The 18,603-nt window shown below is 41.0% G+C and carries 14 protein-coding genes; 8 read left to right on the forward strand and 6 right to left on the reverse strand.

Annotated elements, in window-relative coordinates:
* Positions 1–171: 171 nt before the first annotated feature.
* The 3 genes from K0S23_RS15205 to K0S23_RS15215 all read left to right on the forward strand — a co-directional run bounded on the left by K0S23_RS15205 (position 172) and on the right by K0S23_RS15215 (position 5,859).
* The gene (locus K0S23_RS15205) at positions 172–3,144 is read left to right on the forward strand and encodes a TonB-dependent receptor (protein WP_300359147.1); all 2,973 of its coding nucleotides are present in this window, start codon (positions 172–174) and stop codon (positions 3,142–3,144) included.
* A gap of 236 nt (positions 3,145–3,380) precedes the next feature.
* Positions 3,381–4,997, forward strand: a complete 1,617-nt coding sequence (locus K0S23_RS15210) for a T9SS type A sorting domain-containing protein (RefSeq protein WP_300359149.1) — start codon at positions 3,381–3,383, stop codon at positions 4,995–4,997.
* 328 nt (positions 4,998–5,325) lie between these two features.
* Positions 5,326–5,859 carry an NAD(P)H-dependent oxidoreductase gene (locus tag K0S23_RS15215; protein WP_300359151.1) on the forward strand — a complete coding sequence of 178 codons (534 nt, stop codon included), beginning with the start codon at positions 5,326–5,328 and terminating at the stop codon, positions 5,857–5,859.
* Here the strand turns inward: K0S23_RS15215 and bshB1 are convergent.
* The 6 genes from bshB1 to K0S23_RS15245 form a co-directional block, all read right to left on the reverse strand.
* Positions 5,842–6,561: a bacillithiol biosynthesis deacetylase BshB1 gene (gene bshB1 / locus K0S23_RS15220; RefSeq protein ID WP_300359153.1), complete on the reverse strand. Its 720-nt coding sequence runs from the start codon at positions 6,559–6,561 to the stop codon at positions 5,842–5,844. The two genes, K0S23_RS15215 and bshB1, sit on opposite strands and share 18 nt — an antisense overlap.
* Positions 6,558–7,022: a glutathione peroxidase gene (locus K0S23_RS15225; protein ID WP_300359155.1), complete on the reverse strand. Its 465-nt coding sequence runs from the start codon at positions 7,020–7,022 to the stop codon at positions 6,558–6,560. The genes bshB1 and K0S23_RS15225 overlap by 4 nt, the downstream gene beginning before the upstream one ends.
* Entirely contained in the window at positions 7,019–10,237 is a 3,219-nt protein-coding gene (gene ccsA, locus K0S23_RS15230) for a cytochrome c biogenesis protein CcsA (RefSeq protein ID WP_300359157.1), read from the reverse strand. Before ccsA ends, K0S23_RS15225 begins: the two co-directional genes overlap by 4 nt.
* A 278-nt stretch (positions 10,238–10,515) precedes the next feature.
* A complete protein-coding gene (locus tag K0S23_RS15235; RefSeq protein WP_300359159.1) occupies positions 10,516–11,268 on the reverse strand; it encodes a C4-type zinc ribbon domain-containing protein in 753 nt (250 codons plus the stop codon).
* A gap of 3 nt (positions 11,269–11,271) precedes the next feature.
* On the reverse strand, positions 11,272–12,366 hold the full coding sequence (locus K0S23_RS15240) for a Nif3-like dinuclear metal center hexameric protein (RefSeq protein ID WP_300359161.1): 1,095 nt from the start codon (positions 12,364–12,366) through the stop codon (positions 11,272–11,274).
* A gap of 82 nt (positions 12,367–12,448) precedes the next feature.
* Positions 12,449–13,432: a glycosyltransferase family A protein gene (locus K0S23_RS15245; RefSeq protein WP_300359164.1), complete on the reverse strand. Its 984-nt coding sequence runs from the start codon at positions 13,430–13,432 to the stop codon at positions 12,449–12,451.
* Positions 13,433–13,577: 145 nt separating this feature from the next.
* Between K0S23_RS15245 and K0S23_RS15250 the strand changes: the two genes are divergently transcribed.
* The 5 genes from K0S23_RS15250 (at position 13,578) to K0S23_RS15270 (ending at position 18,575) form a co-directional block, all read left to right on the forward strand.
* Positions 13,578–13,919, forward strand: a complete 342-nt coding sequence (locus tag K0S23_RS15250; protein WP_300359167.1) for a hypothetical protein — start codon at positions 13,578–13,580, stop codon at positions 13,917–13,919.
* A 109-nt stretch (positions 13,920–14,028) separates the two neighbouring features.
* Positions 14,029–15,069, forward strand: a complete 1,041-nt coding sequence (gene lpxK, locus K0S23_RS15255) for a tetraacyldisaccharide 4'-kinase (protein ID WP_300359169.1) — start codon at positions 14,029–14,031, stop codon at positions 15,067–15,069.
* On the forward strand, positions 15,041–15,853 hold the full coding sequence (locus K0S23_RS15260) for a purine-nucleoside phosphorylase (protein WP_300359573.1): 813 nt from the start codon (positions 15,041–15,043) through the stop codon (positions 15,851–15,853). Before lpxK ends, K0S23_RS15260 begins: the two co-directional genes overlap by 29 nt.
* An 86-nt stretch (positions 15,854–15,939) precedes the next feature.
* Positions 15,940–17,400, forward strand: coding sequence for an Asp-tRNA(Asn)/Glu-tRNA(Gln) amidotransferase subunit GatB (gene gatB, locus K0S23_RS15265; protein WP_300359171.1), 1,461 nt, complete (start codon positions 15,940–15,942; stop codon positions 17,398–17,400).
* Positions 17,400–18,575 (forward strand): TlpA disulfide reductase family protein, encoded by a 1,176-nt coding sequence (locus K0S23_RS15270; protein WP_300359174.1) that lies wholly within the window; start codon positions 17,400–17,402, stop codon positions 18,573–18,575. The genes gatB and K0S23_RS15270 overlap by 1 nt, the downstream gene beginning before the upstream one ends.
* Positions 18,576–18,603: the final 28 nt, after the last annotated feature.

The raw sequence follows: 18,603 nt of genomic DNA on the forward strand, positions 1-18,603 counted from the left end.
AAAAATCTCATCCAAAACGCTAACTTTGGCTTGGAACAAAATCCTTTTAGCCGCTTATTAATTTAATGTTAAGAGACTTCATAATTTGTTTACACAAGCCTCACAATCCAATAATTTTACACTTAATTTAGAATAATCTTGTAGCTGTTCCTTTGTGGCAAAATTAAAGCTATGAAGATATTTCTTTCCGTTGTTGCATTATTGATTGTCGGTTTTGCATTCTCGCAAGACAAAAGCACCGGAGTAATTCAAGGAAAAGTAATCGATTCCGAAACAGGTGAAGGCCTTCCTTCAGCCCAGGTGGAATTGGTTGAGCAAAGTAAAAAGGTATTATCTGACATTGAGGGTATTTACAACTTCAGCAAATTGGAAAAAGGAGCCTACTCGGTAAGAATCGTGTATCCCGGATTTCCTACTCAGGTTGTAAATGACATCCAGGTAAAAAGCGGAGAAGTTATTACCATTGATGTAGTAATGGCTCCTGCAGCCAGCGAAGATACGATCGGAGAAATTGTGATCACCGCTAAGAGAATCACAGATACCGACCAGGGAGTTGTACTGGCTCAAAAAAACGCGTCAAGCGTTGGCGACGTTATGTCCAGTCAATCCATTCAGCGATCCACAGCCAGCAATACCAGTGATGTACTTAAAATGGTAAGCGGTGCAAGCATCCAGGATAATAAATTTGCAGTTATCCGCGGTTTGAATGACCGCTACAATGCTGCATTTCTGAACGGTTCTCCGCTTCCAAGTTCTGAAAGTGACCGGAAAGCCTTCTCTTTTGATATGTTTCCGTCAAATATGCTGGATAACTTAACAATCACCAAATCAGCTACCCCAGATCAGCCAGCAGAATTTGCCGGCGGACTTATTCAGATTAACACGAAAAGCATTCCTGAAAAGAACTTTTTCTCTTTCCAGGTTGGAACAGGAATCAACACCATTACGACATTCAAGGACCGTACTTCTTATAAAGGAGGGAAAATGGATTGGCTTGGAATTGATGACGGAACCAGAAAAATTCCTTCGGCAGTTGCACCTTTCGGGCAATACCCTTTAAATATTCACGATCAGGCTAACGTAGCCAAACAAGTATCAACCAACTGGGAAACAACCGAAAGTAAATTTCTTCCCAATCTAAGTCTCCAGGCATCCGGTGGTTTCAATAAGAAATTCGGCAAACGCGAGTTAGGAATGATCGCTGCTTTGACTTACAGCAGAAGTTTCAGCTATAATGAAACAGTTCGCAACAGTTATTTAAACAGTACGGATCCGAATTCGGCTCAGACCACTCAAATGGAAAATGACTACCTGGACAAGAATAACGTAACAAACTTATTGGCAGGAGCATTGGCTAATTTTGCATTCAAGATCAACGAGCGCAATACCATCAACTTCAAGAACATCTACAGTATTAATTCCTCAGACAAATTAATCAACAGAACAGGAGCTACAAACGCCTCGGAATCAAACCCTATTCTTATCCGTTCAAATGCACGCTGGTTTACATCCGACCGTGTATATTCCGGACAATTGGAAGGGCAGCACGGATTGAGAGCAAAAGGACTTAAACTGAACTGGTTGGCCGGTTACAGCAATGTAAACCGTTCGATTCCGAATCTAAGCCGTTCTGTGTACTCACGCAATAAAAACGTTATCGATCCATCCAATCCGGACGCCAGAGATACCATGTACTCTGCAAATATTTCTTCATCCAGCGTAGGTCCTGCTTACGGCGGCGGAATGTTCTTCTCTGAAAACAAAGAAAGTTCAGTGAACAGCCGTTTGGATCTTGCCTATTCAACTGACCTGTTCGGAAAATTCAAAAGTGAATTTAAGATCGGAGTTTACAACCAGGTCCGTACCCGTAAATTTGCTGCACGTCAGTTGGGATACACCAAATACGGTGTAAGTGGGGGAAATATTCAATTCGACGAGAGCTTGTTATACCTTCCTGAAGACCAAATTTTCGCTTCTCAAAATATGGGATTGATTGAACCAGCAGCTAACGGAAACCCTGGAAAAGGAGGGTTCAAACTGACAGACGGAACAAAACCATCTGATCAATACGATGCTCAATCCGTTCTCAATGCAGCTTATATCCAATTAGACAACCGTTTTGGCAAGCGTTTCCGTTTCATTTACGGTGCCCGTATAGAATATTTCCAGCAAGAGCTCACAGCTTTGAAAGACGATCTTTCCGAATTAAAAATCAGTACAAAGAAATTGGACGTTCTTCCTTCGATCAATGCAATCTTTGAAGCTAACAGAAAAACAAACGTTCGTTTGAGCTACTCTCAGACATTGAACAGACCGGAATACAGAGAGCTTGCACCATTCGCATTCTATGATTTCACCACCAACTTCGTTGTTTCCGGAAACGATACTTTGGAACGTGCTTTGATCCACAACCTGGACCTGAGATACGAAACATTCCCTGGAAGGGGCCAATTATTTTCAGCTACTATCTTCTACAAAAACTTCATCAACCCGATCGAGCAAAAATCCCGTCCGGATGTAGTAGGTGAAATTTCCTTTCAAAATGTACCTTCTGCAACAAACTATGGACTGGAACTGGAAGCACGATCACTGGTTTCTACGGTTTTCGGCCTGGACACTTCTTCATTCTTTGATGATTTAACCATCTATTCAAACCTGTCGATTATCCGCTCCCAGGTAGATGTATCCGGCGTAGCGGGAAGTGTGGCGGATTCCAGACCACTTCAGGGGCAATCACCTTATGTTTTCAATGCCGGTATCCGTTACGACAATCCGCGCAATCAATGGGGAGCATCATTGAATGTTAACCGCGTAGGACAGCGAATTTACATCGTAGGGAACGTAAATGAACCGGATCTTTGGGAACAGGCAAGAACGTTTCTTGATCTGCAAATCACCAAAACATTCATGAAAGGCAGAGCTCAATTTAAATTGAATATCCAAAACATCCTTGCTCAAGACCAGGTGTTCTACCAGAACAACTCAACAGTAAGATCGGAAGCAAAAGGAATGAACGGATTCTTTAATACTATTTTCGTTGGAGATAAAAACAATGTAAAAGGTTTTGATAAGGATATTGATCAGCAAGTTTGGAAAACGAATTTCGGAAGAACATTCAGCGCTTCCATCAGCTTCAAATTATAAAAGATCAACATGATGCCTGAGAGGCCACCCGTGACGCGGGTGGCTTTTCTGTTTTCAAAGCTTTTAGACCTTATAAAAAAAACTATGTGCCCTATGTGGTTCTAGCTTCAGCTAATGTTAAATTAATGATACTTCATTTAAGATGAGCTTAACATTTATTTACCTGAATCGTAACTTAAAGTAAAGGATAGAACAAGCTTAGTAAATCAATTTTGTATCAGAAAAAAAATAGAAAAATGAAAAAAATTTACTTAAGTGCATTGTTCGCAAGTTTAGGAACTTTAGCAGCATTCGGACAACAGTTTGAAGAAACAACTTATCGTGGTGCTTTTGCTCCTGCTCCAACTCCGATGTGGACTGAAGGATGGGCAAACTGGGATCCGCAAAACACAAACTACGGTACTCCAAACCAAACAATCTCAACCAACATTACAGCAAACACAACCTGGACTGCAGGAAATGTTTACTTATTGCAAGGGCAGATTTATGTGAAAAACAACGCTACTTTGACAATTGAACCGGGAACGATCATCATGGGTGATAAATCTGTTCAGGGATCAGGTTTGTTCATTACCAAAGGTGCAAAATTAATGGCACAGGGTACAGTAAACGCTCCGATCGTATTTACTTCCAATCAGGCTGTCGGATCTCGCTCTGCTGGTGATTGGGGAGGAATTATCCTTTTAGGAAAAGGTGTTAACAACCAAACAAACGGTATTGCAAATATCGAAGGACTTGCTCCAACTACCGATACTGAATTTGGTGGCGGAATGACTGCTGACAATACAGATAATTCAGGTAAATTAACGTTTGTACGTATTGAATTCCCTGGATATGCTTACCAAACTGATAAAGAGATCAATGGTTTGACATTTGGTTCCGTAGGTTCGGCAACTGAAGTAAATTTCGTACAGGTTTCTTTCTCCAACGACGACGCATTTGAATGGTTCGGTGGAGCAGTAAATGCTAAGCACCTGGTTTCTTACAGAAATTTGGATGATGATTTTGATACGGATTATGGTTTCTCCGGAAACATTCAATTCGGATTGATCGTTCGTGACCCGAACATCGCTGATAACCCGGCAGTTTCTACTTCAGAAGGTTTTGAATCAGATAATGATGCTACAGGATCCACAAACACTCCTCAAACAAACGCTACATTCTCAAATATTACTGCAGTTGGACCATACAGAGGAAATACAGCAAACACGATCGCAGCAGGTTACCGTCGTGGAGCTCGTATTCGCCGTAACTCTGCTATTGATATCCGTAACTCTATTTTCATGGATTTCCAGAGAGGAGTTTTCATCGACGGAACTGCATGTGAATCAAATGCGACAAATGGCTTGATTCTTTACAAAAACAACATCGTTGCAGGTAATGCAACAGGTAAAGTAACTGAAAGAACTGCTTCAAGCACATTTGCAATCCAGGCTTGGTTTGCTGCCGGTATGAATGACTCTATCGCTTCTACAGCCGGAATTTTAACTACTCCGTACAACTACCTGGCTCCTGACTACCGTCCGGCAGCAAGTTCACCGCTTTTGTCCGGGTCTGATTTTACAGGTCTTTTAGGAATTAAAGAAGTTTCAGCTATTGCAGGTATTTCTTTGTACCCGAACCCAACAAACTCAGATGCGAAATTATTTGTTGATGTAGCTCAAAACAGCACAATCGAAGTAACTGTAATGAATGCAAACGGTCAGGTAATGCAAACAGTAGGTACCAAGTATGCTGAAGTTGGAACACACGAATTCACAATCAACGCTACAGATTTCGCTCAGGGGTTATACTACGCAGTTGTTAGAACCGGTGATGCGGTTAAAACTGTGAAGTTGAGCGTTGTAAAATAAAAGAAAGCACAGCTTTCGATTATGACAAGCGTTAGCGCGGAATACGATCCAAGACATTTGGATTCGCGCGAAAATTGAGAAGAAAATTTTCTCTGTTAGTTTAGTTTTATAGCAAGTTAGAGGGTTCGCAACAGCGGACCCTTTTTCCTATCATGATATCATGATTTCGTGATATTGCGAATGACTACTGAAATTCAGGAGTTTAACAAAGTAAAGTCACTCAAAAACTTTCATCACCACTTTTTCACGAAACTTCATCCTGTAAAATCTGCAATTAAAAGAATCCCTTTAATCTCGGAATATCCTTACCTTCGTAAAAACAATTCACATGAAAATATTAGCGTTCGGAGCAAGTACCAGTAAATCATCCATTAATCAGCAATTTGCGCATTTCGCTGCTCACCAGTTTGAGGGAGAGGTAAACATGATCGATTTAAACGACTTCGAAATGCCTGTATTTTCTGTTGACAAAGAAAAAGAAGAAGGTTATCCCGTTCAGGCTCATGAACTTCATGAGATCATTGAAAGTTCTGACTTTTTGGTTATTTCCATGACTGAGCACAACGGAAGTTACTCTGCAGCTTTTAAAAACACATTGGATTGGTGTTCCAGGTTGAACAACAGTGTATTTCACGACAAGCCTATGCTGTTAATTTCAACGTCTCCGGGAAAATTGGGAGCGAAATTCGTCCTGGAAGCTGCATTGAGCCGTTTTCCGCGTCATACTGCCAATATTATCGGGCATTTCAGTCTGCCAAGCTTCGGAGAGAATTTCAAGGATGGAATTATCAATGAGGAACTGGCAAAGGAATTCAATGATTTGATCGGGAACGTAAAAGAAACCTTAGCGAAGATCAAATAAGGAATCTACCCCCAAAATTCGTTCTACCGTAAACCCTTCTGCATAACGCACTCCGATACTGCGGCCGAATTCTGCCATTCTGCCGCGAAGGAATTCAAAGAATTCTTCCCCGGAGATCGGTGTTTTTGGTTCAGAGGAATCCGGATCCCAAAATTGGGTCTTGTATGCTTTGATAGAGGCAAATTTCTGTTCTACGAAATCAGTTACATCTATCACGAAATCAGGTTTCAGGTAACGATCCTGGATGTAATGATATACGAACTTTGGTCTGTGAGCTTCCTGGGACTTGCCTTCCCAAGTCGTTTCAATTCTTCTTAATCCGGCTAGAAAACAAGCTTCGGAAGCCAATTTACTTCCCTTTCCATGATCGGGATGACGATCTGAAACTGCATTCAATAAAACAATTTGCGGTTTGAAACGACGAATTTGCTCTACGATCAGTCTTAGATTTTCTTCGGAATGTTCAAAGAAGCCATCGGCCATCTTCAAATTAACACGGTCCGTTAAGCCCAGAATTTCGGAAGCAGCCAAAGCTTCTTCCCTGCGAATTTCTTTTGATCCCCTGGAACCAAGCTCACCTTGCGTCAGGTCAATTACTCCAGTTGTAAACCCGAGTGCGCGGTGTTTTAATAAGGTTCCGGCAGCAGAAAGTTCTACATCATCCGGGTGTGCACCGATCGCTAATACATCAATTTGATTCATGATTTTTTGATCCAGTCTAAAATGTGAGAGTCGGCCGGCTCTGTTTGAGGTGAATGAAAACCGGTCACTTCCCCTTTTTCATTGATCAGGAACTTTTGAAAATTCCAGCTTACTTCTGCCCCGGTTTCATCCAGCAGCCACTTATAGACCGGGTGAATCTCAGAACCAATGGTATGTACTTTTTCGGTAAGCGGAAAGCTCACTCCATAGTTTACAGAACAAAATTCAGCAATCTCCTCTGCCGTTCCCGGCTCCTGTCCAGCAAAGTCGTTACAGGGAACTCCCAGGATGGTGAAGTCTTCTCCACCAAACGCTTCTTGCAACTCCTGCAATTGAGTGTACTGCGGTGTCAATCCGCATTGAGAGGCAACATTCACCAATAAGATCTTTTTGCCTTTGAATTCATCCCAGTTAATGGGTTTACCATCCAGGCGATTCAACGAAAAATCATACAGCGTCATAACAATTCTCTTTGAGCTTTAAGGTACTGCTTATTTCTAATTCCGGCAATAATTGTAATGATAATGAACAAAGCAACACTAACCCAAACAGAAACGGGCAGATTTACGGAACCATCACCATTTGCGTAGGAATGAAGTCCCACCAGGATAAAGTTTACCCCGAAGAACGTAAACAAAATAGCGGCATATCCCCACATACTAGCAACATTAAAAGCAAATTTTCCTTTCAATCCCGGAATAAACCTGAAATGCAGAATAATGGCGTAAACAAGTACAGAAACCAAAGCCCAGGTTTCCTTCGGATCCCATCCCCAATATCTTCCCCAGGATTCATTGGCCCATATACCGCCAAGGAAGGTTCCGATTGTCAGCATAAATAAACCTACCGTCATTGTCATTTCAGAAACATAGGTCAATTCGTTGATGTTTTTAGTAACTCTTTTCCCATTGGACGGGCCGCGGAAAATATACAGTATAATGTTAAATATCCCGAGGATACAAGCCAATCCCAGAAAACCATAACTGCTTGTAATAATTGCTACGTGAATCATTAACCAATAACTTTTCAATACCGGTTGCAGATTCGTAATCTCCGGATCCAAAAGATTCATTTCAGTAACGAAGATCATAAATGCGGCTAAAAGAGCAGAACCTGCCAAAATTCCTGCATTTGCACGGGAGAAGATCAAACCGGCAAGCATGGTGATCCAGGCAATAAAGACAACTGCTTCGTAACCATCACTCCATGGGGCGTGTCCTGAAATATACCAGCGCATTCCCAAGCCTGCACCGTGATAAAGGAAAATAATCACCAATAAAAAAATAATGATTCTCCGGATGTTCATGTAACGTTTTTCCGACTTGTCAGAAGGATTGAAAAGCACGCGAATAAAAAAGACAATCATTAAACTGATTCCAAATAATAAATAAGAATATTCCGTATTCTTAAAAATCCCCATTTTGTTATAGGAAACTTCCATTTTCACATGGGTTTCAGAGGGTAGAATTGAAGCCGGTGCCAATGAGCGTTGCAATTTCTTTAAATCATTCAATAACTTCGTAGACTTAGAGAAATTGTTATTCGATTTTGCTGCATCATTCAGTGAACTGATGTAGTTCAAAGCCAAACGACTGGTCACACTGTCTCTCATCATCAATTCCTGGTTGAAAGGCATAAACCAGCGATTTGCTTTATCTCCTTTTAACGGAATGATTTTCATGAAATTCCAATTCACAACTCCAAGCAATACCTGGTATTTCTCTCCCAGCTTAATTAATTTCTTCTGTGTTTCGGATTGCTGGGACTCCGGTTTTTGCAAAGCGACATTATAATCGTTGATCCATTTAAAATTACCGGTTTCATCTGTCAGCTCTCTGAAAGAAACATATTTTGTCAAATTGTATTTATCAAATAAGGCAGCAGGAACCAAGATTACTTTTTCATTCATCCAGTAATCCGGGTACATATGCATACTAATTACGGTTTGCACTGCATTCCTGTCTTCATACTTATTTGCGCGGTATAGTTTTCTAAGCACCTGATCGCACATGGTGTGCATTGGAATAATTCTTCCCCTGTTGTCCTGTACCAATAAAGTTGCCAATTCATCACTTTGATCCTCAGAAATAAAATAAACCACCGGATTTACAGGTGCTGCCGGGATCTGCTGTTCCTGCGCATGATTATGAGTGTGATCATGATCGTGATCGTGGTCGTGCGTATGTTCCGGAGAATCCTGGGCGAATGCAGACACAGAACTCAATGCAAACAACATCATTACAGCAGCCTTTGCATTAGATGCTTTTAGATTGCTTAAAAGCTCTCTAAAACGGGAACTTGGAGCAAACAAACTGAAGATCATTCCGATAAACATCATTAAATAACCTAAATAAGTGACGTTGGTTCCCCAAAAATCGTGATTTACACTTAGAATAGTTCCCTTCTCATCTGCATCGTAAGATGACTGGAAGAAGCGGTAACCTCCGTAATCCAATACGTGGTTCATAAATACATGCTTTGTTCCGAATTCATTGTTTGCAGTATCCAGGACCTGTAAATCACTGGCGTAAGAGGAAGGCATATCCGAACCGGGATAACGGTCCAGCATAAAGTCATTACATTTCATATAGAATGGAATTTTGATGCGTTTCATCCCGTACTCCAAATGATAATTCAACCCGTTGAATTCAAAGAAAACCGGAACACCAACCATTTTCAATCCACCTTCCAGACGAACGATCTTTGATTTGGAACCATCTGTTATTTTAACTGTCAGGTAATCCGAACCAAAGTCTCTTCTTCCTGATGGAACTAAAACTTTCCCTACATTCGGAATCTCTTGTTTAAAAACAAACTGCTGACCTCCGATTTGGTATAAGGTAGTTGTTGCAAATACGATCTCTTGTCCCGGGGCTACTTTCACAAATACAGAATCCGGCGGAGCAATCCCGCTCTGACGTGCTTTCTGCATTTCCTTCATAGGAATGTATTGTAAAGGCATATTCGGTCTTAAACGCAACGTATCGTTCTTTCTATAGATATTTACTCCGTTCACCAGTTGATCTGTAAAAGCAATATCCAAACCATTCAGGGAGAAAATTTCGTCATTGATAATGTAGTTGGACTTCATTCCATCGGTGACAATGTCTAATGCACTGGTTTTATATTTTGAATCGATCTGAATCGTATCGATTTGTTTTGATTTGAAATCAAGGTATTCTATTGAGACCTGGTTTTTATGATTCGGAAAATCAATATCCATGGATACCGAATTAAACGGATAGGATTCTGCTAAAATTGCTTTGGTATCGTGAGTATACTGCACTTTTCCGTCATTGATATTAACCCACAAATATGGATCGGAAGTATAAACAACGTTTGAAGCGGCTCCTTCACGGATCATCATCATTCCTTCATAGCTAACATAGCGGGTAATCCAGGCCCCAAGGATGATCACGATAAATGAAATATGGAAAAGCAAAACGGCTATCTTTTCCCGCTTCCACATTTGATAACGGAAAATGTTTGCTATTAAATTCACTGACAGGAACCCCAATAACAATTCGAACCATTTCGCATTGTAAACCCAAAGCTTTGCGGCCTGTGTAGTTTCGTATGATTCAATAAAGGTAGCGATTGCAATTGCTGAAAGGAAGATGAATAATCCCATTGCCATTGCTCTCATAGAGAAGAGAGCTTTTGCTAGTTTTTCCATGTAAAAACGGATTGATAATTTTCAGGTGCAAAAATAAGTATTCGTTTGGGTTTTCGGCTTAAAAATCGTACTAATTATCGGCTGAGCGTACCGAATTTCATGTCATGTCGAATATCCCGCTCATGGTTCTCTATACCTCCGGCTTTTCGGCCGGACACTCGAACTGACATTTGCGGATGTATTGAGACGAACATGGTGCAATTCCCCACAGACAAGTACCCCAAATAAAAAAGGGATCCGTACAAACGAATCCCTTCACAACAACCAGTGTTCTATTTCTATTGTTCTACTACTTCAGCAGGAACTAAAATTCTTCCGCAATGTTCGCAAACGATTACTTTTCTGCGTGTATCGATATCCAATTGACGTTGAGGCGGGATCTTATTGAAACATCCTCCGCAAGAATCACGATCAACACCAACTACAGCTAATCCGTTTTTCGCATTTGTGCGTAAACGATCGTAAGCTGCAATTAATCGTGTATCGATCAATGCTTTTGCCTTTTCAGACTGAGCAATCAATGCCTCCTCTTCTTTTTGCGTTTCACCAACGATCTCGTTCAACTCATCTTGTTTCACTTTCAAATCGCCTTTACGCAATTCCAAACGCTCTTTTGCTTCGTCAAGTACTTCTTTTTTAGCAGTAATCTTGATTTTTGCTTCTTTCATGCGCTTGTCGTGCAACTTAATCTCTAACTCCTGGTATTCGATTTCTTTCGCCAACGATTCAAACTCACGATTATTTCGTACATTATTTTGTTGATCTTTGAACTTAACAATCGCAGCCTCAGCATCTTTTATTGCCATCTTGCGATCGGAAACTTCAGTATCCAATTCTTTCGCTTCGTCTTGCAGGTTCTTGATTCTAGTCTCTAGCCCTTCGATCTCATCCTCCAAATCCTGAACCTCTAAAGGCAATTCACCACGAACGGTTCTAATTTTATCGATTTGAGAATCAATCTTTTGCAACGCATATAATGCGTCCAACTTTTCAGCAACTGTTGTTTCTTTTGTACTTGCTTTTGCAGCCATACTTTAGAGATAATTTATCGGATTCGTATTTACACTCGTTAAACGAACCGCAAAATTAGTAAATTTTTTCTTCAATTGCGCTACTAACCACTCAGAAGTATATTGTTCTGACTCAAAATGACCGATATCAGCAATCATCAGGTGATTTTCAGCGTCGAAAAACTCGTGGTATTTGAAGTCACCAGTGATAAAAACGTCTGCTTTGGCCCGAATTGCATCTTTTAATAAAAAACTTCCGGCTCCGCCACAAACGGCAATTGTTTTTACAGGTGATTTGGTTGGATTGGTATAACGGATCGTTCCGCAATGAAATGTGAGCTTGACAAAATTCAGGAATTCCATGACTTCCATTCCTTCGGGCAGTGTTCCGATCATACCGCTTCCGATGTATTCATTGGTATTTGTCAGACCGATCAGATCGTACGCAATTTCTTCATACGGATGTGTTGCTTTCATTGCATGTAAAACAGCTGAGATTGCATGTTCGGAAACAATTACTTCGATCTTGATCTCTTCCACAACTTCCAGTTCACCTGGCTTTCCAAGAAAAGGACTTGCATCCTTATCCGGTTTGAATCTTCCTTCACCTTTTGAACTGAAGCTGCATGAATCATAAGAACCGATCATTCCCGCACCTGCTTTGGCCATGGCTTCTCTTAACAGATCTGCATGAGTTTGAGGCACAAAAACAGCCAGTTTATAATTGGTCGCCGCTTTCGGACTCAGTATTTTGAGATTGGTAAGTCCCAGCTTCTCTGAAATAATGTGGTTCACCCCAAAGTGTACATTATCCAGGTTGGTATGAATGGCAATCAGATTGATGTCGTTTTTGATAGCCTTCAAAACTGTTCGCTCCACATAATTTGAACCGGTGATTCGTTTCAAACCTTTGAAAATAATGGGATGATGGGTCAGGATGACGTTCGCCCCATGTAAAATTGCCTCATCAACAACTGTCTCAATACAATCCAAAGCAACCAGCACTCCCTTAACCGGAGCATTCGGGTCACCTACCAGTAATCCGGAATTATCATACGATTCCTGGTACGCAAATGGCGCAATGTGATTTAAATAAGATACGAGCTCTTTTACCTGCATTTTTCAAGGATTTGATGATCAAAGATACGAATTCTTAAGGGAAAGGCGAAGTGAGAATCCCTCATTATTGTTAATGAATTCATTACAAATCATAAAAAAACATTTTTGAGATGGTGGTTTTATAAAATCCCTTTAATTCTGATTCTGAAAAAAGAGTTGAATTTAAAATCTGTGCCTGATCGCAATTCGGTATCCTGTTCAATCCTGTCAGCGGATGCCCAAAAATACCATTAGGGAATTTTTCCGGTTCATGACTTACCCAAATAAACGGAATATTCTGCCCTATCAGCAATTTAGCGGTCAAACGTCCCTTCTGCCCGGTTCCGTTTACAACTAGCTGCTGTTTTGGATCCCAATCCAAAGCAATAAAACGATTGATCTTCAAAGAAAAAAATGCTTTCTGCTGATAGTTGGCACTTGTTTTTGAAGTCCGTAAATCGTGATCGCGCCACAAATGTGTTATCAAATCCAAGCCCTCAATAACATATCCTGCTTTATACCAGCGAAACAGCAGATCATAATCCTCCGGATAGTTCAATCCAGCAAAACCACCGCATTGTTCCAAATCCGATTTGAGTATCATCCAATTTCCGGAGGCAAGTGAACATTCACGGTAAATGTGAGAGTAAAAATCCTGGTGATCAACCCGGTCATTCAGCCATTTTTCATACGCCAGGTAACCCGGTGTAACAGATCCTGTCGCGGTGAAATACTTCACTTTTCCAGTTACAACATGAATCTTCTTATTTTCGAAAGCCTGAAGCATTTGTGCTAATTTAAATTCAGGCATTACATCATCGGCATCCATACGTGTGATGTATTTCCCGTTTGCCAGTTCAGAAGCCGTACACAATGCGTCCACAATTCCCTTTCCTTTGTTTTCAAGTAAAATGATTCTCGGATCCTTCAACAAATCGGCTAACGTTTCCTTTTCATTTTCCGCACTGTGATCATTTACCAGGATCCACTCCCAATCGGCATGTGTCTGAGCAAAAACAGACAAGGCCGTTTCCCGGATATAAGCTGAAGCATTGCGAAAAGGAGTCAAAATAGAAATGAGGGCCATGAGCGTAAATTTAAAAGATTCCCGAGTTTATCTCATACATCTTTCCCGATATAAATGAATATCAAAGAACTGATCCAGATCATATTTTATCCCGAAAGCCCCTCGTATTTTTGATTTATACGAATATCAGTAAAATTAAAAAACAATGGATGCAAGCAGGAATTGGTTTGAAAAACTGGACGGTTATAATTATGAAGTACTACTACTCCAAAATCATTTAGAAGAAGTTGCTGGCAGGAACAAACAAGAAGACGTTCAAATTGTAGTTGAAAAATTTCGAAGTCAACTAACCGGCTGCATAAAATCGATCAATGAGATCAAACATCAATTTACAGAAATTAATATTGTGCAGGACACAGTGGAAAATTCCCTTGCAGCACATCATCGAAGCGTTGAATTCCGGGAAGCTGAAGAGAAAGTTATAACTATTCTTGAGAAAGTTTTTCAGGAATTAAGCAGCGAATTCAGCCGTTTAATTTCCAAATAGACAGCATTCGGCAATTCCAGTAATTACCAGGTAACCGAAAAAGAATAATACCACTTCCCGTAACAGTTTGCATTAACTGAAATAAAGGATTTCCATTATCTTTACCTCCATGTATTCATGGCGGATTGTTTTACTCCCTTTCTCCTGGCTTTACGGCTTGGTTGTAAGTATTAGGAACTGGTTCTACAACATCGGGCTTTTTAAATCCCAGCCGATCCAGGGAGCATCCATCTGTATTGGAAATATTACCGTTGGCGGAACCGGTAAATCCCCGTTAACTGCTTACATTGCGAACTTATTCAAAGCAGAAAGACCGGTGATCCTATCACGCGGATACGGCAGAAAGACACAAGGTCTGCACATAGCAAACAGTCAAAGCACTGCCAGCGAGATCGGCGATGAGCCTATGATGTACTGGACAAACTTCAATCATCAAATTCCGGTGATAGTAGCTGAAAAACGGCAAATCGGGGTCGACTGGATCCGAAAAAACAACGAAGATTCTCTTATTCTATTGGATGACGCCTTTCAGCACAGAGCCGTAAAAGCAGGATTGAATATTTTACTCATGACCTATGACAGGCCTGTATTCTCGGACTTTGTTTTCCCAGCAGGAAATTTAAGAGAACCCAGAGCAGGGATGAAACGGGCAGATCTTGCACTTGTGACCAAATGTCCGGACGGATTAACTGAAAACGACAAACTGCCTTTTCGAAAAAAAATTCCCCTTGAACAGGATAGAATATTCTTTAGTGAGGTTGTTTACGGAACTTTAAAAGGCCTTTTCGGAGCAATTTGGGAACCCTTTGATCAAATTATATTGGTGACAGGAATTGCCCGGCCCGAACCGCTATATCGTTTTTTAGCTGAAAACCATCGGGTTGAAGCATTGAAATTCCCGGATCACCACAGCTTTACCCGTGAGGATATTCAACAAATTCAGCAAAAAGTTGCTACTTTTGCAAACCAACGTTGTGTGGTAGTTACAACCGAAAAAGATGCGGTGCGTTTTGCAGAGTGGAAAGAAGTGATTTTAGAAAGCAATATTCCATTTTTTGTACAAAGCATTTCGTTAAAAATAGACAGAGAAGAAGATTTTAAAGAATTACTCAAAAATTATGTTGTTAGAGCAAATGAAAGAAGCTGCTGATTATATCAACAGCAAAACACAGGTTAAACCAAGTATCGGGATCATCCTGGGAACCGGATTAGGCGGATTGGTTAAAGAAATTGAAGTGATTGATGAGATTTCCTACCAGGATATCCCACACTTCCCTGTTTCTACTGTGGAAAGTCATTCCGGGAAATTGATTTTCGGGAATTTAGGTGGAAAAAAAGTGGTTGCTATGCAGGGCCGTTTCCATTTTTACGAAGGTTACAACATGCAGCAGGTTACTTTTCCTGTTCGGGTAATGAAGTTATTGGGAATCGAACGTTTGTTCGTGAGTAATGCATCCGGTGGTGTAAACCCGGATTTCGTTGTTGGTGAGATCATGATTTTGAACGATCATATCAACCTGTTCCCTGCTCATCCTCTGATCGGTAAAAACATCGATGAATTAGGTCCCCGTTTCCCGGATATGAGCGAGCCTTATGATCATCAAATGATTGAAGTAGCCAAAAACATTGCTGCAGAAAACAATATTAAAGTTTCAGTAGGAACATACGCGGCTTTGACCGGACCAACATTGGAAACACCGGCTGAATATGGATACGTTCGTGCAATCGGAGCTGACGCTGTTGGAATGTCTACTATTCCTGAAGTCATTGTGGCCCGTCACATGGAAATTCCATGTTTTGCGATCTCGATTATTACAGATTTGGGGGTTCCCGGAAAAATTCAAAAGGTAAGTTTACAGGACGTAATCGATGTGGCAAGCAGACAAGAGCCGAAAATGACATTAATTATGCGTGAGTTGATTTCGAAAATATAAAAAGACTTAAGACTATAGACGCTAGACAAAAGACTTGATAAAAGCTTTGTCTAATGTCTTTGGTCTAATGTCTCAAGTCTATAAAAATGGATAAAGAAATAAGAGATAAATACGAAGTTGTCATTGGATTGGAAGTCCATGTGCAGTTGTTAACCAAAACAAAGGCCTATTCTTCCGACATCAATGAATACGGCTCACATCCGAACACCAATGTGAGTGTGATTACTTTGGGACATCCGGGAACATTGCCTGTGATGAACAAAAAAACCATTGAATTTGCAGTTAAACTTGGTTTAGCTTGCGGCAGTACCATTGCAGAACACCAGCATTTTGCACGCAAAAATTATTTCTACCCCGATCTTCCGAAAGGATACCAGATTACACAGGATACAACTCCTATCTGTACCGGTGGATCCATTGTGATTAAAACAGAAGATAACCAGGAGAAAACGATCGGTTTGACACGGATCCACATGGAAGAAGATGCAGGTAAATCGATTCACGATGTAGATTTGTATGACACATTGGTGGATTTGAACCGGGCCGGAACTCCCCTGCTGGAAATCGTTTCCGAACCGGAAATCCGTTCAAGCCAGGAAGCTTACAACTACGTGACTGAAGTCCGCAGATTGGTTCGTTACCTGGACATTTGTGATGGGAACATGGAGGAAGGCTCTATGCGCTGTGATGCGAATATTTCCGTTTGTCTGAAAGGTGCAGCGGAATTTGGCACAAAAGTCGAGGTGAAAAACATGAACTCAATCCGCAATGTACAGCGTGCCATCGAATTCGAAGTTGAGCGCCAGATAATTGCAGTGGAAAACGGTGAACGTATTTCACAGGAAACACGCAGTTTTGATGCTTTAAAAGGAATTACAATCTCCATGCGAAGCAAAGAAGCAGCGAATGATTACCGTTACTTCCCCGAACCGGATTTACAGCCATTGGTTGTTGATGCAACATATGTGAATCAGGTAAAAGCGAAAATGCCTGCTCTTCCAAGAGAATTGTATGCAAAATATACCCGCGATTTAAAGCTTTCCGATTACGATGCCGGAATTCTAACGGATTCCAAATCGATTGCCTTGTTCTTTGAGGAAGTTATCTCGAATACAAAAAATTACAAATCGGCTGCCAACTGGGTAATGGGTGAAGTAAAATCTTACCTGAACCAAAATGGTTTAGAAATCGAAGATTTACCTGTTTCCGCGAAGCAAATTGCCGGAATTATTAATCTGATCGAAAGCGGTAAAGTTTCCAACTCTGCTGCTGCACAGAAGCTTTTTCCTGCATTGATCGAAAATCCGGGTGCGGCTATCGATGAATTGGCGGTTTCTTTGAACATCATTCAGGAATCCAATGCTGACTCATTAAAAGAAGTTATTTTAGGAGTTTTCGAGCAACACCCTGGTGAAGTTTCCCGTTTTAAAGCAGGAGAGAATCAGTTAACCGGATTTTTTATGGGACAGATCATGAAAGCTTCCGGTGGCAAGGCAGATCCAAAAACAACAAACGCATTATTGCGCGAATTAATACAAACAGTTTGATGAATCGTTTTTCTTTTTTTAGTGTGCTTTTTTCGGGAATAGTTTTACTCGCTTCCTGCGGGGACAGTTCTGTGAACGAAGAAACCGGCCTGGTTAACAACTTTCATATCGAGGGTCAGATAAAAGGTGCCCCTAACCAGAAATTAAAAATAGAAGCACAATCCCAGCAAGGTGTTATTGAAGTTGCTCAAACTATGACGGATGCTTCCGGAAATTTTGAACTGGACGGAAATATTCCGGGAATGGGAATTTACTCTTTGTCTTTGGGCGAAAGCGGTAAAAATGCGGTTGTCATTCCAATGGATATCGATGACAAAGTGGTCTTGAATGCAACAAAGGAAACATTTGCGATCACCCCTTCTTTCTCCGGAACTAAATGGGCGAAGCCACTCACAAAATACATGGTGTTGTTCAGTGATTTTGCCAAAAAGCAAATGGAAGAGCTGCCTAAAATTAAGGACCAGGAAAAACAGCTGGCACGGTTTGCACAATTGAAAAAACCTATTGTGCGCTTTTCGCAACAACAAATCCGCAAGGATCCGGCGAACCCGGTAAACATTATTCTTGTCAATTTGATCATGCCGTCGCAGGAAACGGGATTTGCCGATTGGGACCCGGAGAACCTGGAAGATCTGAGAAAAATAGAAACTGCGTTTCAGCGAAATTATGCCGATTCACCCATTACCGGAATGTTATCGCAACAAGTGGCAGCAATAGATGCCCAGTATCAAAATTACCAGCAGTATAATTCCGGTACGATGGCTGCTCCTGAAATTGCGTTAAAAAATACCGGCGGAACAGAAATGCGTTTGTCCAATCTGAAAGGAAAAGTCGTTTTGATCGATTTTTGGGCATCCTGGTGCGCTCCTTGTCGCAAAGAAAACCCGAATGTGGTTCGTTTGTATAAAAAGTATAAAGGTCAGGGATTCGAGATATTCTCCGTTTCTCTTGACCAGGACCCGACTGCATGGAAAGCTGCCATCGACAAAGACGGACTACTTTGGCCGAATCATGTTTCCGATCTGATGGGCTGGCAAACACCGCTTGTTCAATCTTACGGGATTCAGGGCATTCCTCACACGGTTCTTTTAAACAGAGAAGGAAACATTGTGGGTGTCGGACTGAGAGGTCCACAATTGGAACAGAAATTGATAGAACAACTCGCAAAAAACTAAGAATCCGCAATAGTGGATGATCATTTAT

Source organism: Fluviicola sp. (genome assembly GCF_029266855.1).
Classification (GTDB): domain Bacteria; phylum Bacteroidota; class Bacteroidia; order Flavobacteriales_D; family Crocinitomicaceae; genus Fluviicola.